Here is a 17,151-nt window from a genome sequence, read left to right as displayed (position 1 = left end):
CCGGCTGGGCAGCCACCGCCCACCCCCACCCCTCGAGGGGGAGATAGCGGGCCCGCGCCGCAAGCCCCGCACCCCCTCCACGTCACGGCTGCGCTGCAAGCATGGACACCCCGGCCGGGCGTAGTGGAGGGGCTCGTAGAATCGCCGGGTGGATACGACCCTGGATGACCCCCTCGTCGGGCGCGTGCTCGACGGCCGCTACCGCGTCGACGCCCGTATCGCGGCCGGCGGCATGGCCACGGTCTACCGGGCCTTCGACACCCGCCTCGACCGGGTCCTGGCGCTCAAGATCATGCACCCGGACCTCGCCGCCGACGCCGCCTTCGTCGACCGCTTCATCCGTGAGGCGAAGTCCGTGGCGCGCCTCGCGCACCCGAACGTCGTCGCCGTCTTCGACCAGGGCACCGACGGGCCGTACACGTACCTCGCCATGGAGTACGTCTCCGGCTGCACCCTGCGCGACGTGCTGCGCGAGCGCGGTGCGCTCCAGCCCCGGGCGGCGCTCGACATCCTCGAGCCGGTGCTCGCCGCCCTCGGCACCGCCCACCGGGCCGGTTTCGTGCACCGGGACATGAAGCCCGAGAACGTCCTGATCGGCGACGACGGCCGCGTCAAGGTGGCCGACTTCGGCCTGGTCCGCTCCGTGGACTCGGCCACCAACACCACCGGCTCCGTCCTCGGCACCGTCTCCTACCTCGCGCCCGAGCAGATCGAGGACGGCGTCACCGACACCCGCGTGGACGTCTACGCCTGCGGTGTCGTCCTGTACGAGATGCTCACCGGCTCCAAGCCCCACACCGGCGGCACCCCCGCCCAGGTGCTGTACCAGCACCTCAACGAGGACGTGCCGCCCCCCTCGGCCGCCGTCCCCGGGCTGTCCGCCGCCCTCGACGAGCTGGTCGCGCACGCCGCCGCCCGCAGCCCCGAGCTGCGCCCCTACGATGCCGCGGCCCTGCTCGGGCTGGCCCGGGAGGCCCGGGCGCGGCTCGGCGAGGCCGAGCTGGACGCCGTACCGCCGCAGGCGCGGGCCGCGGAGCGGTCCGCCGCCGAGGACCGCACCAGCGTGATCCCGCGCCCGGTGGGGCAGCCGCAGCCCGTGCACCACACCTCCCGCCTGGAACGCCCCCAGCCCCAGCACCAGCACCACACCCCGGCCCCGCACGCGGCCCCGGGACGGCGGGGGCCCCGGCGCGGGGTGATCCTCACTGTGGTGGGGATCCTGCTCGCGCTGGGCCTCGGCACCGGCGTCTGGTACATCAACTCCGGGCAGTTCACCAAGGTCCCCAACCTCCTCGGCAAGACGGAGGCCCAGGCCCGGTCGGAGCTGTCCGCCGCCAGCCTCGGCGTCAAGAAGGTCGACCGGAAGTTCAGCGAAGCCTTCGACCGCGGGACGGTCATGGAGAGCGACCCCGGCAGCGGCGAGCGGATCCGCGGCAACGGCACGGTGTCCCTGACCGTCTCCCGCGGCCCCGAGGTGGTCAGCGTGCCCGACCTCAAGGGCAGGCCGCTGGAGGAGGCCAAGGCGGAGCTGTCGAAGGCGGGGCTGGCCCCCGGCATCGTCACCCAGGCGTTCAGCCAGGACGTCGCCCAGGGCTCGGTGATCAGCACCGACCCGGCGGGCGGGCAGAAGCGGGCCCCCGACACCGCGGTCGCCTTCGTCGTCAGCAAGGGCCGCCCCGTGCCCGTCCCGAACGTCACCGGCAGGTCCCTCGACCAGGCCCGGGCCGCCCTGGAGGGCCTCGGCCTGAGGGTGGAGACGGCCGCCGAGCAGGTCAACTCCGCCTCGCCCGCCGGTACGGTCGCCAACCAGTCGGCCGCCGCCGGCACCCAGGCCGCCGCGGGCGACACGGTCACGCTGACCGTGTCCAAGGGGCCCCGCCAGGTCCAGGTGCCGGACGTCACCGGCCAGGATGTGGACGTGGCCCGCAAGACCCTGGAGGCCCTGGGCTTCAAGGTGAAGGTGGACCGCCCCTTCCTCTCCTTCAGCAGCACGGTGGAAACCCAGTCGGTGCCCGGTGGCCAGGGCGCGCCCGAGGGCAGCACGATCACCGTCAAGACGAAGGGGCTGTGACGAGCCAGTGATACGCAATCCCGTGGGCGGGCACGTCCCCGTCGCCGGCGGGCTGGCTTCGGTCGGCCTCACGTACGCCCGGGAGATGGGCGCGGAGGCCGTGCAGGTCTTCGTGGCCAACCCGCGCGGCTGGGCCACTCCGACCGGCAACCCGGCGCAGGACGAGCTGTTCCGTGCCCGGTGCGCCGAGGAGTCGATCCCGGCGTACGTGCACGCCCCGTACCTGATCAACTTCGGCTCCCACACCGAGGCGACCGTCGAGAAGTCGGTGGAGTCCCTGCGCCACTCGCTGCGCCGGGGCCGGGAGATCGGCGCGCTCGGGGTGGTCGTGCACACCGGCTCGGCGACCGGGGGCCGCCCGCGCGAGGCGGCGTACGCGCAGGTCAGGGAGCACATGCTGCCGCTGCTGGACGAGCTGACGCACGAGGACGACCCCTTCCTACTGCTGGAGTCCACGGCCGGGCAGGGTTCCTCGCTGTGCTCTCGCACCTGGGACTTCGGCCCGTACTTCGACGCGCTCGACCACCACCCGAAGCTCGGGATCTGCCTGGACACCTGCCACATCTTCGCGGCCGGGCACGACCTGGCCGAGCCCGGCGGGACCAAGCAGACGCTGGACCTGCTGGTGGAGAGCGTGGGCGCGGGCCGGCTGAAGCTGATCCACGCCAACGACTCGAAGGAGGGCGTCGGCGCCCACAAGGACCGGCACGCCAACATCGGCCAGGGCCACATCGGCCGGGAGGCCTTCGCCGAGCTGTTCTCGCACCCCGAGACGGACGGCGTGCCGCTGATCATCGAAACGCCGGGCGGCAAGGAGGGGCACGCGGGCGACGTGGCCCTGCTCAAGGAGCTGCGCGACCTCCACTGATCTGTTGAGGAATACCCTGGGGGGGTATACGGTTCTGTCGTAGCGGCAGGACCGTCACCGGGCGTTTCCCTCAAGCCTTCAGGGGGTTGTCATGGAGCACGCACACGCGAACCACGAGCACCACCAGCATCACCAGGACTACGGGCAGGACCACACCCACGCCCACGCCCACGGCGGCAAGGTCAGCTGGGCCATGGCGGCCAAGGCCACCCTGCACTGCCTCACCGGCTGCGCCATCGGCGAGGTGCTCGGCATGGTCATCGGCACCGCGCTGGGCTGGGGGAACGTCCCGACGATGATCCTGGCGATCGTCCTCGCGTTCTTCTTCGGCTACGCGCTCACGCTGCGCGGCATCCTCACCGCCGGCGTGGACCTGCGTACGGCCATCCGGGTGGCGCTGGCCGCGGACACCCTGTCGATCGCGGTCATGGAGCTGGTCGACAACGGGGTGATCGCCCTGTGGCCCGGCGCCATGGACGCCCACCTCTCGGCGCCGCTGTTCTGGACGGTGCTGGCGATCGCGCTCGCCGTCGCCTTCGTCCTGACCACCCCGGTCAACAAGTGGATGATCGGCCGCGGCAAGGGTCACGCGGTCGTCCACCAGTACCACCACTGACGGCGGCAGGGGCGGGCGGGCGGGGCGGCTACAGCTCCGGGCCGTCGCCCGGTTCCTCCTGGTACGAGTAGCGCTGCTCGCGCCAGGGGTCGCCGATGTTGTGGTAGCCGCGCTCCTCCCAGAAGCCCCGGCGGTCGGCGGTCATGTACTCGATGCCGCGGACCCACTTGGGGCCCTTCCAGGCGTACAGGTGCGGGACCACGAGCCGCAGCGGGAAACCGTGCTCCGCGGTGAGCAGTTCGCCACCCATGTGGGTGGCGAAGACGGTCCGCTCGGAGGCGAAATCGGCCAGTCTCATGTTGGAGCTGAAGCCGTACTCGGCCCACACCATCACATGCGTGACCTGCGGGGCCGGCGGGGCCAGGGCCAGGACGGTACGCGCCAGCACGCCGCCCCATTCGGCGCCCAGCATGCTGAACTTGGTGACGCAGTGCAGGTCGGCCACGACCGAGTCGAACGGCAGGGCCGCGAACTCCTCGTGGTTCCAGCAGTGCTTCTCGCCGTCGGCGGTCGCGCCGAAGACGCGGAACTCCCAGCGGTCCGGCTTGAACTTGGGCACGGGACCGTAATGGGTGACCGGCCAGCCCCTCTGCAACCGCTGCCCCGGAGGGAGCTCGAGCTGCTCTGCTCCCGGAGATTCCCGGCTTTCCGGCTGACCCATACCTCCATGGTGACAGACGTGGCGGGGTGGTCACGACCAGGTACGACCCGATTCGGGCAAGTCACGGCAACTCCCACTAAGGAGGCACTTACTGGACGGCCCAGGACGGCAGTGCAAGGATGCGCGCACTGCCCAGTCACCTAGCTGACATTGCTTGGAAGGAGCCTCTGCGATGCAGGGCGACCCCGAGGTCCTCGAATTCCTCAACGAGCAGCTGACCGGCGAGCTCACGGCCATCAACCAGTACTGGCTGCACTACCGCATCCAGGACAACAAGGGATGGACCAAGCTCGCCAAGTACACGCGTGAAGAGTCCATCGACGAGATGAAGCACGCGGACAAGATCACCGAGCGCATCCTGATGCTCGACGGTCTGCCGAACTACCAGCGCCTCTTCCACGTGCGCGTCGGACAGACGATCACGGAGATGTTCCAGGCGGACCGGCAGGTCGAGGTCGAGGCGATCGACCGCCTCAAGCGCGGCATCGAGGTCATGCGCGGAAAGGGTGACATCACCTCCGCCCGCCTCTTCGAGGAGATCCTGGCGGACGAGGAGCACCACATCGACTACCTCGACACCCAGCTGGAGCTGATCGAGTCCCTCGGCGAGCCGCTGTACATCGCCCAGCTCATCGAGCAGCCGAGCTAGCCGTCGGCCCTCAGGCCTCAGGCCTCAGCCGTCAGGCCGCTTCCGCCAGCGCGGGCGCGGGCGCCGCCTGCGGGTCGGCGGCGAGGACGGCCGCGGCGTTGCCCTTCTCCAGCAGTTCCCGGCGGGGGCACGCGCCACGGCCGAGGATGCCCTGGATGGTGCGCACGCAGGAGCCGCAGTCGGTGCCGGCCTTGGTGGCCGAGGCGATCTGGCGGGGGGTGCAGGCCCCGGCAGCCGCGTGTTCCTTGACCTGCTTGTCGGTGATCCCGAAGCAAGAGCAGACGTACACGCGGTTCACCTCCCTGGTGCGGAACGGTTCGGCGGGCCATCCCCTATTCGGTGAGGCTTACCTAACCGTACCCAAAGTTAGGGTCCCCTAAAAGACCCGGGTACGACAGTGGGGCGCGGATCACATCGATCCGCGCCCCACTGTCATAGGAAGCTACATTCCGGAGATCGCCTACTGGTCGCGGTACATCTCGGCGACCAGGAACGCCAGGTCCAGGGACTGGCTGCGGTTGAGCCGCGGGTCGCAGGCCGTCTCGTAGCGCTGGTGCAGGTCGTCGACGAAGATCTCGTCGCCGCCGCCCACGCACTCGGTGACGTCGTCACCGGTGAGCTCGACATGGATGCCGCCCGGGTGGGTGCCCAGCGACTTGTGGACCTCGAAGAAGCCCTTGACCTCGTCCAGCACGTCGTCGAAACGGCGCGTCTTGTGGCCGGAGGCCGCCTCGAAGGTGTTGCCGTGCATCGGGTCGGTGACCCAGGCGACGGTGGCACCGGACGCGGTGACCTTCTCGACCAGCTCGGGGAGCTTGTCGCGGACCTTGTCGGCGCCCATGCGGACGACGAAGGTCAGCCGGCCCGGCTCGCGCTCGGGGTCCAGGCGGTCGATGTAGGTCAGCGCCTCGTCCACCGAGGTGGTCGGGCCGAGCTTGATGCCGATCGGGTTGGCGATCTGCGAGCAGAACTCGATGTGCGCGTGGTCCAGCTGGCGGGTGCGCTCACCGATCCAGACCATGTGGCCGGAGGTGTCGTACAGCTTGCCGGTACGCGAGTCCGTGCGGGTCAGCGCGCCTTCGTAGTCGAGCAGCAGCGCCTCGTGCGAGGCGTAGAACTCGACGGCCTTGAACTCGGCCGGGTCGGTGCCACAGGCCTTCATGAAGTTCAGGGCGTTGTCGATCTCCCGCGCGAGCTGCTCGTAGCGCTGCCCGGACGGGGAGGACTTCACGAAGTCCTGGTTCCAGGCGTGCACCTGGCGCAGGTCGGCGTAACCACCGGTGGTGAAGGCGCGCACCAGGTTCAGCGTCGAGGCCGACGCGTGGTACATGCGCTTGAGCCGCTCCGGGTCCGGGATGCGGGCCTCTTCGGTGAAGGCGAAGCCGTTGACGGAGTCGCCGCGGTAGGTCGGCAGGGTGACGCCGTCGCGGGTCTCGGTGTCCTTGGAGCGCGGCTTGGAGTACTGGCCCGCGATGCGGCCGACCTTCACGACGGGCACGGAGGCCGCGTACGTCAGGACGGCGCTCATCTGGAGCAGCGTCTTCAGCTTGGCGCGGATGTGGTCGGCGGACACGGCGTCGAAGGCCTCGGCGCAGTCGCCACCCTGGAGCAGGAACGCCTCGCCCTTGGCGACGGCTCCCAGACGGGCGCGCAGCTGGTCGCACTCACCCGCGAAAACGAGGGGAGGATACGACTCGAGGTCCGCGACGACAGCGCGCAGGGCCTCGGCATCGGGGTACGAAGGCTGCTGCGCCGCGGGAAGGTCTCGCCAGGTCGCCTTGGCGGCGGGGGCTTGGGTTTCAGCGTTCACGGTCACCTCGTACACATTACGGCGTCATTCGCCCCGTCCAGCGCGGTGCCCACCAGATGAGACGGTGTCGTTCGCAGGCGCAGGGGCCCCGAATGAACGGAATGCAAGGTTCACATGTCGGTATAGATCGGATGCAGCGGGACGGCGTCCTCTTGGGCTAGGGTGCCTCGCATGTACGCACAGACCAACCTGAACTGGTGGTGGTCCGCTCCCGGCGGCCCACCTCTCGTGCGTACCCACTGACACGAGTGACGCGAAGGCCGCCCCACGGGGCGGCCTTCGGTGTTTCCGAGACCACGGCCGCCCCTCCCGCTCCCACCCGGAAGGACGCCACCCCATGTCCCAGCCCCAGCCCGAGTCCCAGCCCCAGCAGCTCCCCCTCGGTCCCCTCGGCCTCTTCGACCTCGGCCGGCTGCTCGACGAGAGCGCCCCGCCCTTCGCGCTGCTGCGCCGGCGGACGCCGGGCCGCGACCACGACACCGTCGAGGTGCTGCTCGGGCCCGTCCACGAGGCCGAGCGCCTCGCGGACCTGCCCGTACGGGAGCTGCCCACCCTCGCGCTGGTGCCGTTCCGGCAGATCCGCGAGCGCGGGTTCGACGTACGCGACGACGGCACGCCGCTGGCCGTGCTGGCCGCCGAGGAGGCGTACGAGATCCCGCTCGCCCTGGCGCTGGCCGCGCTCCCCGACCACCCGGTGAGGGTCGACGGCGGCGGCTTCGACGTCCCCGACGAGGACTACGCGCGGACGGTCGAGCGGGTGATCCGCGAGGAGATCGGCCGCGGCGAGGGGGCGAACTTCGTGATCCGGCGCACCTACGAGGGCCGGATCGAGGGCTTCGGCCGGGCCGACGCGCTGGCGCTGTTCCGGCGGCTGCTGGAGGGCGAGCGGGGCGCGTACTGGACGTACGTGGTCCACACCCCGGAGCGCACCCTGGTCGGGGCGAGCCCGGAGGTGCACGTCCGGATGACGGGCGGCACGGTCGTGATGAACCCGATCAGCGGCACGTACCGCTACCCGGCCTCCGGCCCCACCGCCGAGTCCCTCCTCGCCTTCCTCGCCGACCGCAAGGAGACCGAGGAGCTGTCGATGGTCGTCGACGAGGAACTGAAGATGATGTGCACGGTCGGCGACATGGGCGGAGCCGTGGTCGGCCCCCGCCTCAAGGAGATGTCCCACCTCGCGCACACCGAGTACGAGCTGCGCGGACGCTCCTCGCTGGACGTCCGCGAGGTGCTGCGGGAGACCATGTTCGCGGCGACCGTGACGGGCTCGCCGGTGCAGAACGCCTGCCGGGTGATCGAGCGGTACGAGAGCGGGGGCCGCGGCTACTACGCGGGCGCGCTGGCGCTGCTCGGCCTGGACGCGGCGGGCGCCCAGACCCTGGACTCCCCCATCCTGATCCGCACCGCCGACATCGCCCCGGACGGGGCGCTGCGGGTACCGGTCGGGGCCACCCTGGTCCGCCACTCGGACCCGCTGAGCGAGGTGGCCGAGACCCACGCCAAGGCCGCCGGGGTGCTGGCGGCGCTGGGCGTACGGGCGGCCGCGCCCCGGCCGGCCTTCGACGGGGCCCGGCTGGCGGACGACCCCCGGGTCCAGGCGGCCCTGGCCTCCCGGCGGGCGGACCTGGCCCCCTTCTGGCTCCGGATGCAGGAGCGGCCCGCCTCGGTGGGCGGCCACGCCCTGGTGGTGGACGGGGAGGACACCTTCACGGCGATGCTGGCCCAGGTGCTGCGGGTGGCCGGGCTGGAGGTGACCGTACGCCGCTTCGACGATCCCCGGCTGCGGGAGACGGCCCTGGCCTGGGAGGGCCCCGTCGTCCTGGGCCCGGGCCCGGGCAACCCGGCGGACTCGGGCGACCCGAAGATGCGGATGCTGCGCGCGCTGGCCGGGGAACTCCTCGCCTCGCACCGCCACGGCCTGCTGGGGGTCTGCCTGGGCCACGAGCTGCTGGCCGCCGAGCTGGGCCTGCCGCTGATCCGCAAGGCGGAGCCGGCGCAGGGGGCGCAGACCCGGATCGACCTGTTCGGGGCCGAGGAGGTGGTCGGCTTCTACAACACGTACACCGCGCACTGCTCGGAGGAGCTGGCCGCGGGCCTGGCCTCCGCCGGCGTGGAGGTCTCCCGGGACCGGGCCACGGGCGAGGTCCACGCGCTGCGCTCCGCGGCGCGGGGCTTCGCGGGGGTCCAGTTCCACCCGGAGTCGGTCCTCACCCTCCGCGGCGTCGACCTCGTCCGCGACCTCCTGGCGGGGGTCGCCGTACGCGCGTAGCCGGCGGGGGGCTGTGTCCCCGACCCGCCCTTCGCCCGTTCCCTGGGGGCTCCGCCCCCAGACCCCGCGCCGCAATCGCCGGCGAGGCTGAAAGATCCAGCCTCGCCGGCGTTCGAGGCGCGGGTCCGGGCAGAGCCCTGGGGGCACCTCCCAGCGGTAGCTGGGGGAGGAACGGTGGAAGGGCGGGTAGGGGACAGCCCCGCGCAGCGGCCACCACCCGCAGACGGCGGCCGGACCCCAGCCCGGCCAGTGGCCCCGCCCCGGCTCGTCAAGAAGGAACAAGCGTGTTCTCGGAGCGCCGCCCCGCGAGGTAGTCGGCCACGTTGCGGACCGTGGTCTCGATGATCTGCCCCACCGCGTCGCTCGTGTAGTACGCCTGGTGCGAGGTCACCACCACGTTCGGGAAGGTCACCAGCCGGGCGAGGGTGTCGTCCTCGACGGCCTCGAGGGACTTGTCCATGAAGAAGACCCCGGCCTCCGCCTCGTACACGTCCAGGCCGACCCCCGTGAACCGCCCCGCCCGCAGCTCCGTGACCAGCGCGTCCGTGTCGATCAGTCCGCCCCGGCTGGAGTTCACCAGGATCACGTCGTCCCGCATCGCCCGCAGCGCGGCCGCGTCGATGAGGTGCTGCGTGGACTCCAGCAGCGGCACGTGCAGGCTGATCAGGTCCGATTCCGCGAACAGCACGTCCTTGTCCACGTACTTCATGCCCAGCTCCGCACAGGCCTGGTTCTGCGCGACGTCCCAGCCCAGCAGGTTCATGCCGAAGCCGTGCGCGATCCGGGTGAAGGCCTCCCCGATCTTGCCGGTGCCGAGTACGCCCGCCGTGCGGCCCCGCATGTCGCGGCCCATCAGCCCGTTCAGGCGGAAGTCGAAGTCCCGGGTGCGGTTGGAGGCGCGCACGATCCGCCGGTTCACGGCCATCGCCAGGGTCCAGGCGAACTCGGCCACGGAGTAGGGGGAGTAGTACGAGACCCGGCTGACGGTCATGCCGAGCTGCCGGGCCACGTCCAGGTCGATGTTGTTGAAGCCCGTGGAGCGCTGCGCGATCATGCGGGTGCCGCCGGCCGCGAGGGTGCGCAGGACCCGGCCGTGCAGGTCGGCGTTGACGCTGGAGGAGACGACCTCGTACCCGGCGGCGATGGGTGCGGTGTCCTCGCTCAGGAAGACGTCGAGGCAGCGGACCTCGTGCTGCCCCTCGAAGGCGCGCTCCAGGAGCGGCTTCTCGTCGGCGGTCACTCCGAAGGCCAGGATCTCCACGCTCGCTCCCACAGGAAGGTCGGACCACGGGTCGTTTGTCACGATACGACCCGTGGCCCGCCCCTGCCCTGCAAGCGGCTGCGGCTGCCGCGCGCTCAGCCGAAGAAGACCCCGACCTCCTCGTACAGCGCGGGGTCGACCGTCTTCAGCTTCGAGGTGGCCTCGACGATCGGCACGCGCACGATGTCCGTCCCCTTCAGCGCGACCATCTTGCCGAAGTCCCCGTCGCGCACCGCGTCGATCGCGTGCAGTCCGAAGCGGGTGGCCAGCCAGCGGTCGAAAGCGCTCGGGGTGCCGCCGCGCTGGACGTGCCCGAGGACCGTCGTACGGGCCTCCTTGCCGGTCCGGGCCTCGATCTCCTTGGCCAGCCACTCACCCACGCCCGAGAGCCGGACGTGCCCGAAGGAGTCCGTGGTGGCGTCCTTGAGCACCAGCTCCCCGTCCGTGGGCATCGCCCCCTCCGCGACCACCACGATGGGCGCGTAGCTCGCCTTGAAGCGGGAGGTCACCCAGGCGCAGACCTTGTCCATGTCGAAGCGCTGTTCGGGGATGAGGATGACGTTGGCCCCGCCGGCCAGGCCCGAGTGGAGGGCGATCCAGCCTGCGTGCCGGCCCATGACCTCGACGACCAGGACCCGCATGTGGGACTCGGCCGTGGTGTGGAGCCGGTCGATGGCCTCGGTGGCGATGCCCACGGCCGTGTCGAAGCCGAAGGTGTAGTCGGTGGCCGACAGGTCGTTGTCGATGGTCTTCGGTACGCCGACGCAGGGAACGCCGTACTCCTCGTGCAGCCGGGCGGCCACGCCCAGGGTGTCCTCGCCGCCGATCGCGATGAGCGCGTCGACCTCGAACTTCGCGAGGTTCTCCTTGATGGCGCGGACGCCGTTCTCCGTCTTGAACGGGTTGGTGCGCGAGGAGCCGAGGATGGTGCCGCCCCGGGGCAGGATGCCCCGGACGGCAGGGATGTCCAGCGGGACGGTGTCCCCTTCGACCGGCCCCCGCCAGCCGTCCTTGAAGCCGACGAACCCGTATCCGTACTCCTGCACGCCCTTGCGGACGACGCCCCGGATCACCGCGTTGAGTCCGGGGCAGTCGCCGCCGCCCGTGAGCACTCCGACCTTCATCTCATTCTCCTTGCGTGGATACCCGTGGCTTCAGCCGGAGGAGAAACGGCCCCCCGGCTCCGCACCGCACAGCGGCGAAATACCGCTGAGTGAGGCTGTGACCTGACCTTGTGTTCGGTTCGTGACCGCCCCTACCGTCCAAGGCATGGGGGCTACTTCTGTGAAGCGGGCGTTCAAGTACCGCTTCTATCCGACCGACGCGCAGGCAGTGGAGCTGTCGCGGACGTTCGGGTGCGTGCGGAAGGTCTACAACCTGGCCCTCGCTGCCCGTGCCGAGGCGTGGACAACCCGTAGGGAGCGGGTGGGCTACGGCCAGACGTCGGCCATGCTCACCAGCTGGAAGAGGGCCGAGGAGCTGGCGTACCTGGCCGACGTGTCCTCGGTTCCACTCCAGCAGGCGCTTCGGCACTTGCAGAGTGCCTTCACGGCGTTCTGGGAGAAGCGGTCGCATTACCCCCGCTTCAAGTCGAAACGGAAGTCGCGCGCCTCGGCCGAGTACACGCGCAGCGCGTTCCGCTACGCCGATGGCCGGCTGACGCTGGCGAAGATGGCCGAGCCGTTGGACGTGGTGTGGTCCCGTCCCCTGCCGGCGGGGGTGGAGCCGTCCACAGTCACGGTCTCCCGCGACCGCGCCGGGCGCTGGTTCGTGTCGCTGTTCTGCCAGGACGGACCCGCCCCGATGCCCGCCACGACGAACGCCGTGGGCATCGACGCCGGGCTGACAGCCCTGGTCACACTGTCGACCGGGGAGAAGATCCCCAACCCAAAACACGAGCGCCAGGACCGGGAGCGTCTGGCCCGAGCCCAGCGGGCGCTGTCGCGGAAGGAGCAAGGCAGCAAGAACCGGTCCAAGGCCCGCCTCCGGGTGGCCCGCATCCATGCCCGGATCGCAGACCGCCGCCGGGACCACTTGCACAAGCTGACGACTCGACTCGTGCGCGAAAACCAAACGCTCGTGATCGAGGACCTCACCGTCAAGAACATGCTCAAGAACCACAAGCTCGCCCGCGCCATCACCGATGCGGCGTGGCGCGAGCTGCGGTCCATGCTGGAGTACAAGACGGCTTGGTACGGGCGCGAGCTGATCACCGTGGACCGGTGGTTCCCCAGCTCCAAGCTGTGCTCGGCCTGCGGGGCAATCGCCGAAACAATGCCCCTGGACGTCCGTGAATGGACGTGCGGCAACTGCGGGACGACCCACGACCGGGACGAGAACGCAGCCGTGAACCTTCTGGCCGCCGGGCTGGCGGTGTCCGCCTGTGGAGCGGGCGTAAGACCTCGACGGGGTTTCTCCCTGGCGCGGCAGCTCGTGGTGAAGCAGGAAGCCCCACCCGCAAGGGTGAGAATCCCCTCCCGTTGAGGGAGGGGAGGAAGTCAAGGAATCTCCCTTCGCCATGACGGTCACACTAGTGGTGACCCAGATCACAGCAGGGGCCGCGCGGGGTCAATTCCGGTGGAATTACGAGGCGTTGGATACGCGTGTTCACTCGTACGGGGAACTAAGTACGACTGGGGCGACCCCTTACGCGTCGTCGAGCCCGCGCTCTATCGCGTACCGGACGAGCTCCACCCGGTTGTGCAGCTGGAGCTTGCCCAGGGTGTTCTGGACGTGGTTCTGGACCGTGCGGTGGGAGATGACCAGCCGCTCCGCGATCTGCTTGTACGAGAGCCCCTTGGCCACCAGCCGCAGCACCTCCGTCTCCCGGTCGGTCAGCTGCGGGGCCTTGGGCTCGTCGGGGGCGGCCGGCGCCGGGTCGGTGGCCAGGCGCCGGTACTCCCCGAGGACGAGGCCGGCCAGGCCCGGGGTGAACACCGGGTCGCCGGCCGCCGTGCGGCGGACCGCGTCGATCAGCTCCTGGGCCCCGGCGGACTTCAGCAGGTAGCCGGTGGCCCCGGACTTCACCGCCTCCAGGACGTCGGCGTGCTCACCGCTGGCCGACAGGACGAGCACGCGCAGCGCGGGATCGGCGCCGACCAGCTCCTTGCACACCTGGACCCCGGGCATCCCGGGCAGGTTGAGGTCGAGGACCAGTACCTGCGGGCCGGCCGCGCGGGCGCGGCGTACCGCCTCCGGGCCGTCGCCGGCGGTGGCGACGACGTCGAACCCCGCGGCGGCCAGGTCGCGGGCCACCGCGTCCCGCCACATCGGATGGTCGTCGACGACCATCACCTTGATGTCGCTGAGTGCGCTGCGGTCGTCGTTCACTGGGTGCTCCCCCTCGGTACTTTCAGTTCCACTTCGGTGCCCTGTCCGGGGACGGACACCAGATCGGCGCTGCCGCCGAGGTCGCGCAGGCGTCCCCGGATGGACAGGGCCACGCCCATGCGCCCTTCGCCCTCCGCCTGGTCGAGCCGGCCGGCCGGGATGCCCGGGCCGTCGTCCCGTACGGTCACGATCACCTCGTCGCCCCAGTCCTCGACCAGGATCCAGGCGCTGGCCCCTTCCCCGGCGTGCTTGCGCACGTTGTCGAGGGCCGCGCCGACCGCCGCCGCCAGCTCCCGCGCGGCGGGCGCCGACAGGAGCACCGGGGTGCCGGGCTCGGCAAAGCTCACCCGGGACCCGGCGTGCGGGGCGAGCAGGGAGCGCAGGTCCAGCTCGCCCTCGTCGGCACCGGGCTCCTCCACCTCGTACGTGTCCACCAGCGCGCCGAGCGACCCGTCGCGCGAGACCCGGGAGGGGTGGACCAGCCCGCTGGAGACCAGCGTGCGCAGCGCCACCTCCTGCTCGCCCGCCATCCGGCCGAGTTCGGCGGCCTCGCCGCCCAGCTCGGTACCGCGCCGCTGGACCATGGCGAGGACCTGGAGGACCCCGTCGTGGATGTCGCGGGCGAGGCGTTCGCGCTCGCGGGTGGCGGCCTCGATCTCCAGGGCGCGGGCGAGGGTGGCTTCACTGGCCCGGGCGACCTCGACGACGTACCCGATGGCTATGGAGGCGACCCAGACCAGCAGGACGTTGTGCAGGGTGTCCCGGGTGGGGTCGCCGCCGTGGACGGCGATGTTGGCGACGGCCACGAAGGTCGAGGCGAAGCCGGCCCAGCGCCAGCCGCCCTTGAGGGCGAAGGCGAGGACCGAGCCGCCGGTCCAGATGCTGGGGAGGGTGGGGCCGCCCGCCGTGATCCGCTCGTGGGTGTCGGCGAGCGGGGTGAGCAGGATGCCGGCCAGCGCGACGGTGAGGTCGGCGACGAGGAAGCCCTTGGTGCAGCTGGCCGCGTTCGCCACCCTGCGGTGGGTGGCCAGCGTCCAGACGGCGAGGCAGGCGAGGTAGCCGGCCGCGGTCCAGGGGTGGTCGAACTTCCGGTACGCCGCGGCGAACAGGAGGACCGCGTAGACCATGGTGAGCAGCCGGTAGACGGTCAGGGCCTGCCACAGCGGCTGCTCGACCGACATCCGTACGACGCGCTCGCGCTTCGCCATCTCCCCCACCCCGTCTGCTGTGGACGCGGCCCCCGCGCCCCGCCCTACTCCGTGCCCGTGCCCGTCTCTCCCTTGGCCCTGGCCTTCTCGGCCTTCTCGGCCTTCTCCGCGTCCGCGATCTGCCGCTTGGCGGCCGTGGCGTAGATGTCCACGTACTCCTGGCCGGAGAGCTTCATGATCTCGTACATGACCTCGTCGGTCACCGAGCGGAGGATGAAGCGGTCCCCGTCCATGCCCTGGTAGCGGCTGAAGTCCAGCGGCTTGCCGATCCGGATGCCCGGGCGCATCAGCTTCGGGACCACCTTGCCGGGCGGCTGGATCTTCTCGGTGTCGATCATCGCCACCGGGATCACGGGGGCCCCGGTGGCGAGCGCCACCCTGGCCAGGCCGCCGGGCTTGCCGCGGTAGAGGCGGCCGTCGGGTGAACGCGTCCCCTCGGGGTAAATACCGAACAGCTCCCCGCGCTCGATGACCTCGATGCCGCTCTTGATGGCGGCCTCGCCCGCACCGCGCGCGCCGGAGCGGTCCACCGGGAGCTGGCCGACGCCCTTGAAGAAGGCGGCCGTCAGCTTGCCCTTGACCCCGGGGGAGGTGAAGTACTCCGCCTTCGCGATGAAGGTCACCTTGCGGTCCAGCACGGCCGGCAGGAAGAAGGAGTCGGAGAAGGACAGGTGGTTGCTCGCGAGGATCGCCGGCCCCTCAGCGGGAATGTTCTCGAGGCCCTCCACCCAAGGCCTGAAGGCGAGCTTCAGGGAACCCCCGATGGAGAACTTCATTGCGCCGTAGATCAACTCGAAAGCCTTCCTGTGTCTGTCGGACAGACCTTATCCCCTGGCTCCGTCCGGAGCGCCCGACGGCCCTGGTCGGTGCCATCCCGGTCGCGTACGGTGAAGTCACACAGCGCAACGCACCCCCCACCCTTCGAAGGAGACCCTGGTGCCCGTCCTCCCTGGAGCAGAGCCGTTCCGCCACGAGGGCGGAGAGGTGGGCGTGCTTCTCTGCCACGGCTTCACCGGTTCGCCTCAGTCGCTCCGCCCGTGGGCCGAGTACCTGGCCGAGCGCGGGCTGACCGTGTCGCTGCCGCTGCTGCCCGGACACGGGACGCGCTGGCAGGACATGCAGCTCACCGGCTGGCAGGACTGGTACGCCGAGGTCGACCGCGCGCTGCGGGAGCTGCTGGACCGGTGCGAGCAGGTGTTCGTCTTCGGGCTCTCGATGGGCGGCGCGCTGACGCTGCGGCTGGCCGCCAAGCACGGGGACTCGATCAGCGGGATCGTCCTCGTCAACCCCGCCAACAAGGTGCACGACCCGCTGGCCGTCGCCCTTCCGGTGGCCAAGCACTTCATCCGGTCGACGCCGGGGATCGCCAGCGACATCGCCAAGCCCGGTTCGGACGAGGTCGGCTACGACCGGGTCCCGACCCGGGCCGCGCACTCGCTGCGGAAGTTCTTCCAGCTGGTGGACACCGAGCTGCCGCAGGTGACGCAGCCCGTGCTGCTGCTGCACAGCCCCCAGGACCATGTGGTCCCGCCGGTGGACTCGGCGCGGATCCTGGCCCGGGTGTCGTCGACGGACGTCACCGAGACCCTGCTGGAACAGAGCTACCACGTGGCGACGTTGGACTACGACGCGGAGCGGATCTTCGCGGACAGCTATGCGTTCGTCGGGCGGCTCGCGAAGAGTGTCGGCAGGGAGGGGGCGGCCAGCGGTGGCTGAGCACGAGGAGTCCTCCGGGGGCGTGCCCCCGCTGGACGAGGAAGCGGCGTGGGCCGCGATCGTCGCCGGGTACGGACAGGAGCCGCCGGACCCGCCGGGGGCGAGACCGTTCCGGCCGATCGAGAACCTGATGCTGCCGGAGGAGGACGTCAAGCCGGAGCCTCCGGCGGCGGCTGAACCGGAGCCCGAGCCGGAGCCTGAGCCTGAGCCGAAGCCCGAGGCGGGGCCGGGGCCGGGGCTGGGCAGCTCGGTGACCTTCGCCCCGGGCGTGGGCCCCCGGGACCACACCCCGGCCGAACCCGCGGACGAGGGCCACTTCGTCCCGCCGGAACCGGAGCTGCCGCCGGCGGACACGACGGCGAAGTTCGCGTGGCTGGCGGTGGTCGGCGGGCCGGTGCTGCTGTTGCTGGCGGTGCTGCTCCAGTGGGACATGACGTGGTGGCTGACGACGCTGGGCATCGGCGGCTTCCTGGGCGGCTTCGCCACCCTGATCGCCCGCATGTCGCACGGCGACGACGATGACGACGACCCGGGCCGCGGCGCGGTGGTGTAGGGCCCCGTCCGTGCGGCGCGGGCGGGCCATCTCCCCCTCGAGGTGCCGGGCCCGGTCGGTGTTTGCCCACCCGCCCCCGTCTGCGGGTCCGGGGGCCGGTGGGCGGGGTCGTGGCTGGGCGGTGTCAGGGAAGGTT

16 protein-coding genes are annotated in these 17,151 nt (G+C 71.2%); 8 read left to right on the top strand and 8 right to left on the bottom strand.

The genetic code is table 11. The features are described from left to right. The first annotated feature begins 148 nt into the window (after positions 1 to 148). The 3 genes from pknB to OOK34_RS20435 all read left to right on the top strand — a co-directional run bounded on the left by pknB (position 149) and on the right by OOK34_RS20435 (position 3,555). On the top strand, positions 149 to 2,071 hold the full coding sequence (gene pknB / locus OOK34_RS20445; RefSeq protein ID WP_267035302.1) for a Stk1 family PASTA domain-containing Ser/Thr kinase: 1,923 nt from the start codon (positions 149 to 151) through the stop codon (positions 2,069 to 2,071). A 10-nt stretch (positions 2,072 to 2,081) separates the two neighbouring features. Next, entirely contained in the window at positions 2,082 to 2,939 is an 858-nt protein-coding gene (locus OOK34_RS20440) for a deoxyribonuclease IV (protein ID WP_267036836.1), read from the top strand. A gap of 91 nt (positions 2,940 to 3,030) precedes the next feature. Further along, positions 3,031 to 3,555, top strand: coding sequence for a DUF4396 domain-containing protein (locus tag OOK34_RS20435; protein ID WP_267035301.1), 525 nt, complete (start codon positions 3,031 to 3,033; stop codon positions 3,553 to 3,555). A 28-nt stretch (positions 3,556 to 3,583) separates the two neighbouring features. On the opposite strand, the gene OOK34_RS20430 is transcribed toward OOK34_RS20435, so the two are convergent. Beyond that, complete coding sequence (locus OOK34_RS20430) at positions 3,584 to 4,216, bottom strand: sulfite oxidase-like oxidoreductase (RefSeq protein WP_267035300.1); 633 nt, start codon at positions 4,214 to 4,216, stop codon at positions 3,584 to 3,586. A 172-nt stretch (positions 4,217 to 4,388) separates the two neighbouring features. Here OOK34_RS20430 and bfr point away from each other — a divergent pair, with 172 nt between their 5' ends. Continuing rightward, complete coding sequence (bfr, locus tag OOK34_RS20425; RefSeq protein ID WP_069919949.1) at positions 4,389 to 4,865, top strand: bacterioferritin; 477 nt, start codon at positions 4,389 to 4,391, stop codon at positions 4,863 to 4,865. A gap of 31 nt (positions 4,866 to 4,896) precedes the next feature. Here bfr and OOK34_RS20420 read toward each other — a convergent pair whose 3' ends face one another. Then, complete coding sequence (locus tag OOK34_RS20420; RefSeq protein ID WP_267035299.1) at positions 4,897 to 5,154, bottom strand: bacterioferritin-associated ferredoxin; 258 nt, start codon at positions 5,152 to 5,154, stop codon at positions 4,897 to 4,899. A 171-nt stretch (positions 5,155 to 5,325) separates the two neighbouring features. Beyond that, positions 5,326 to 6,681: a class II 3-deoxy-7-phosphoheptulonate synthase gene (locus OOK34_RS20415; RefSeq protein WP_267035298.1), complete on the bottom strand. Its 1,356-nt coding sequence runs from the start codon at positions 6,679 to 6,681 to the stop codon at positions 5,326 to 5,328. Positions 6,682 to 7,012: 331 nt separating this feature from the next. Here OOK34_RS20415 and OOK34_RS20410 point away from each other — a divergent pair, with 331 nt between their 5' ends. Beyond that, positions 7,013 to 8,947, top strand: coding sequence for an anthranilate synthase family protein (locus tag OOK34_RS20410; RefSeq protein WP_267035297.1), 1,935 nt, complete (start codon positions 7,013 to 7,015; stop codon positions 8,945 to 8,947). A 268-nt stretch (positions 8,948 to 9,215) separates the two neighbouring features. Here OOK34_RS20410 and OOK34_RS20405 read toward each other — a convergent pair whose 3' ends face one another. Then, a complete protein-coding gene (locus tag OOK34_RS20405) occupies positions 9,216 to 10,208 on the bottom strand; it encodes a 2-hydroxyacid dehydrogenase (protein WP_267036835.1) in 993 nt (330 codons plus the stop codon). 95 nt (positions 10,209 to 10,303) lie between these two features. Continuing rightward, positions 10,304 to 11,332, bottom strand: coding sequence for a 6-phosphofructokinase (locus OOK34_RS20400; RefSeq protein ID WP_267035296.1), 1,029 nt, complete (start codon positions 11,330 to 11,332; stop codon positions 10,304 to 10,306). Positions 11,333 to 11,477: 145 nt separating this feature from the next. Here OOK34_RS20400 and OOK34_RS20395 point away from each other — a divergent pair, with 145 nt between their 5' ends. Further along, positions 11,478 to 12,692: an RNA-guided endonuclease TnpB family protein gene (locus OOK34_RS20395; RefSeq protein ID WP_267036834.1), complete on the top strand. Its 1,215-nt coding sequence runs from the start codon at positions 11,478 to 11,480 to the stop codon at positions 12,690 to 12,692. A 162-nt stretch (positions 12,693 to 12,854) separates the two neighbouring features. Here the strand turns inward: OOK34_RS20395 and OOK34_RS20390 are convergent, their stop codons facing one another. The 3 genes from OOK34_RS20390 to OOK34_RS20380 are packed head-to-tail and all read right to left on the bottom strand — an operon-like array spanning position 12,855 to position 15,537. Then, entirely contained in the window at positions 12,855 to 13,499 is a 645-nt protein-coding gene (locus OOK34_RS20390) for a response regulator transcription factor (RefSeq protein ID WP_267036833.1), read from the bottom strand. Between the two features lie 35 nt (positions 13,500 to 13,534). Beyond that, on the bottom strand, positions 13,535 to 14,746 hold the full coding sequence (locus OOK34_RS20385; protein ID WP_267035295.1) for a MacS family sensor histidine kinase: 1,212 nt from the start codon (positions 14,744 to 14,746) through the stop codon (positions 13,535 to 13,537). Positions 14,747 to 14,790: 44 nt separating this feature from the next. Next, the gene (locus OOK34_RS20380) at positions 14,791 to 15,537 is read right to left on the bottom strand and encodes a 1-acyl-sn-glycerol-3-phosphate acyltransferase (RefSeq protein WP_267035294.1); all 747 of its coding nucleotides are present in this window, start codon (positions 15,535 to 15,537) and stop codon (positions 14,791 to 14,793) included. A gap of 145 nt (positions 15,538 to 15,682) precedes the next feature. Between OOK34_RS20380 and OOK34_RS20375 the strand changes: the two genes are divergently transcribed. After that, positions 15,683 to 16,462, top strand: a complete 780-nt coding sequence (locus OOK34_RS20375) for a carboxylesterase (RefSeq protein WP_267035293.1) — start codon at positions 15,683 to 15,685, stop codon at positions 16,460 to 16,462. Further along, complete coding sequence (locus OOK34_RS20370) at positions 16,455 to 17,015, top strand: hypothetical protein (RefSeq protein ID WP_267035292.1); 561 nt, start codon at positions 16,455 to 16,457, stop codon at positions 17,013 to 17,015. The genes OOK34_RS20375 and OOK34_RS20370 overlap by 8 nt, the downstream gene beginning before the upstream one ends. Positions 17,016 to 17,151: the final 136 nt, after the last annotated feature.

This window comes from Streptomyces sp. NBC_00091 (assembly GCF_026343185.1).
Lineage (GTDB): Bacteria > Actinomycetota > Actinomycetes > Streptomycetales > Streptomycetaceae > Streptomyces.
The sequence above is the reverse complement of the archived record's forward strand: the minus strand, read 5'-3'. Positions and strand labels throughout refer to the sequence as shown.

Bases quoted from the DNA above. Each gene is read 5' to 3' on its own strand.
- OOK34_RS20435 (WP_267035301.1), top strand. From the start codon at position 3,031: ATGGAGCACGCACACGCGAACCACGAGCACCACCAGCATCACCAGGAC.
- OOK34_RS20430 (WP_267035300.1), bottom strand. From the start codon at position 4,216: ATGGGTCAGCCGGAAAGCCGGGAATCTCCGGGAGCAGAGCAGCTCGAG.
- bfr (WP_069919949.1), top strand. From the start codon at position 4,389: ATGCAGGGCGACCCCGAGGTCCTCGAATTCCTCAACGAGCAGCTGACC.
- OOK34_RS20410 (WP_267035297.1), top strand. From the start codon at position 7,013: ATGTCCCAGCCCCAGCCCGAGTCCCAGCCCCAGCAGCTCCCCCTCGGT.
- OOK34_RS20400 (WP_267035296.1), bottom strand. From the start codon at position 11,332: ATGAAGGTCGGAGTGCTCACGGGCGGCGGCGACTGCCCCGGACTCAAC.
- OOK34_RS20395 (WP_267036834.1), top strand. From the start codon at position 11,478: ATGGGGGCTACTTCTGTGAAGCGGGCGTTCAAGTACCGCTTCTATCCG.
- OOK34_RS20390 (WP_267036833.1), bottom strand. From the start codon at position 13,499: ATGGTCGTCGACGACCATCCGATGTGGCGGGACGCGGTGGCCCGCGAC.
- OOK34_RS20385 (WP_267035295.1), bottom strand. From the start codon at position 14,746: ATGGCGAAGCGCGAGCGCGTCGTACGGATGTCGGTCGAGCAGCCGCTG.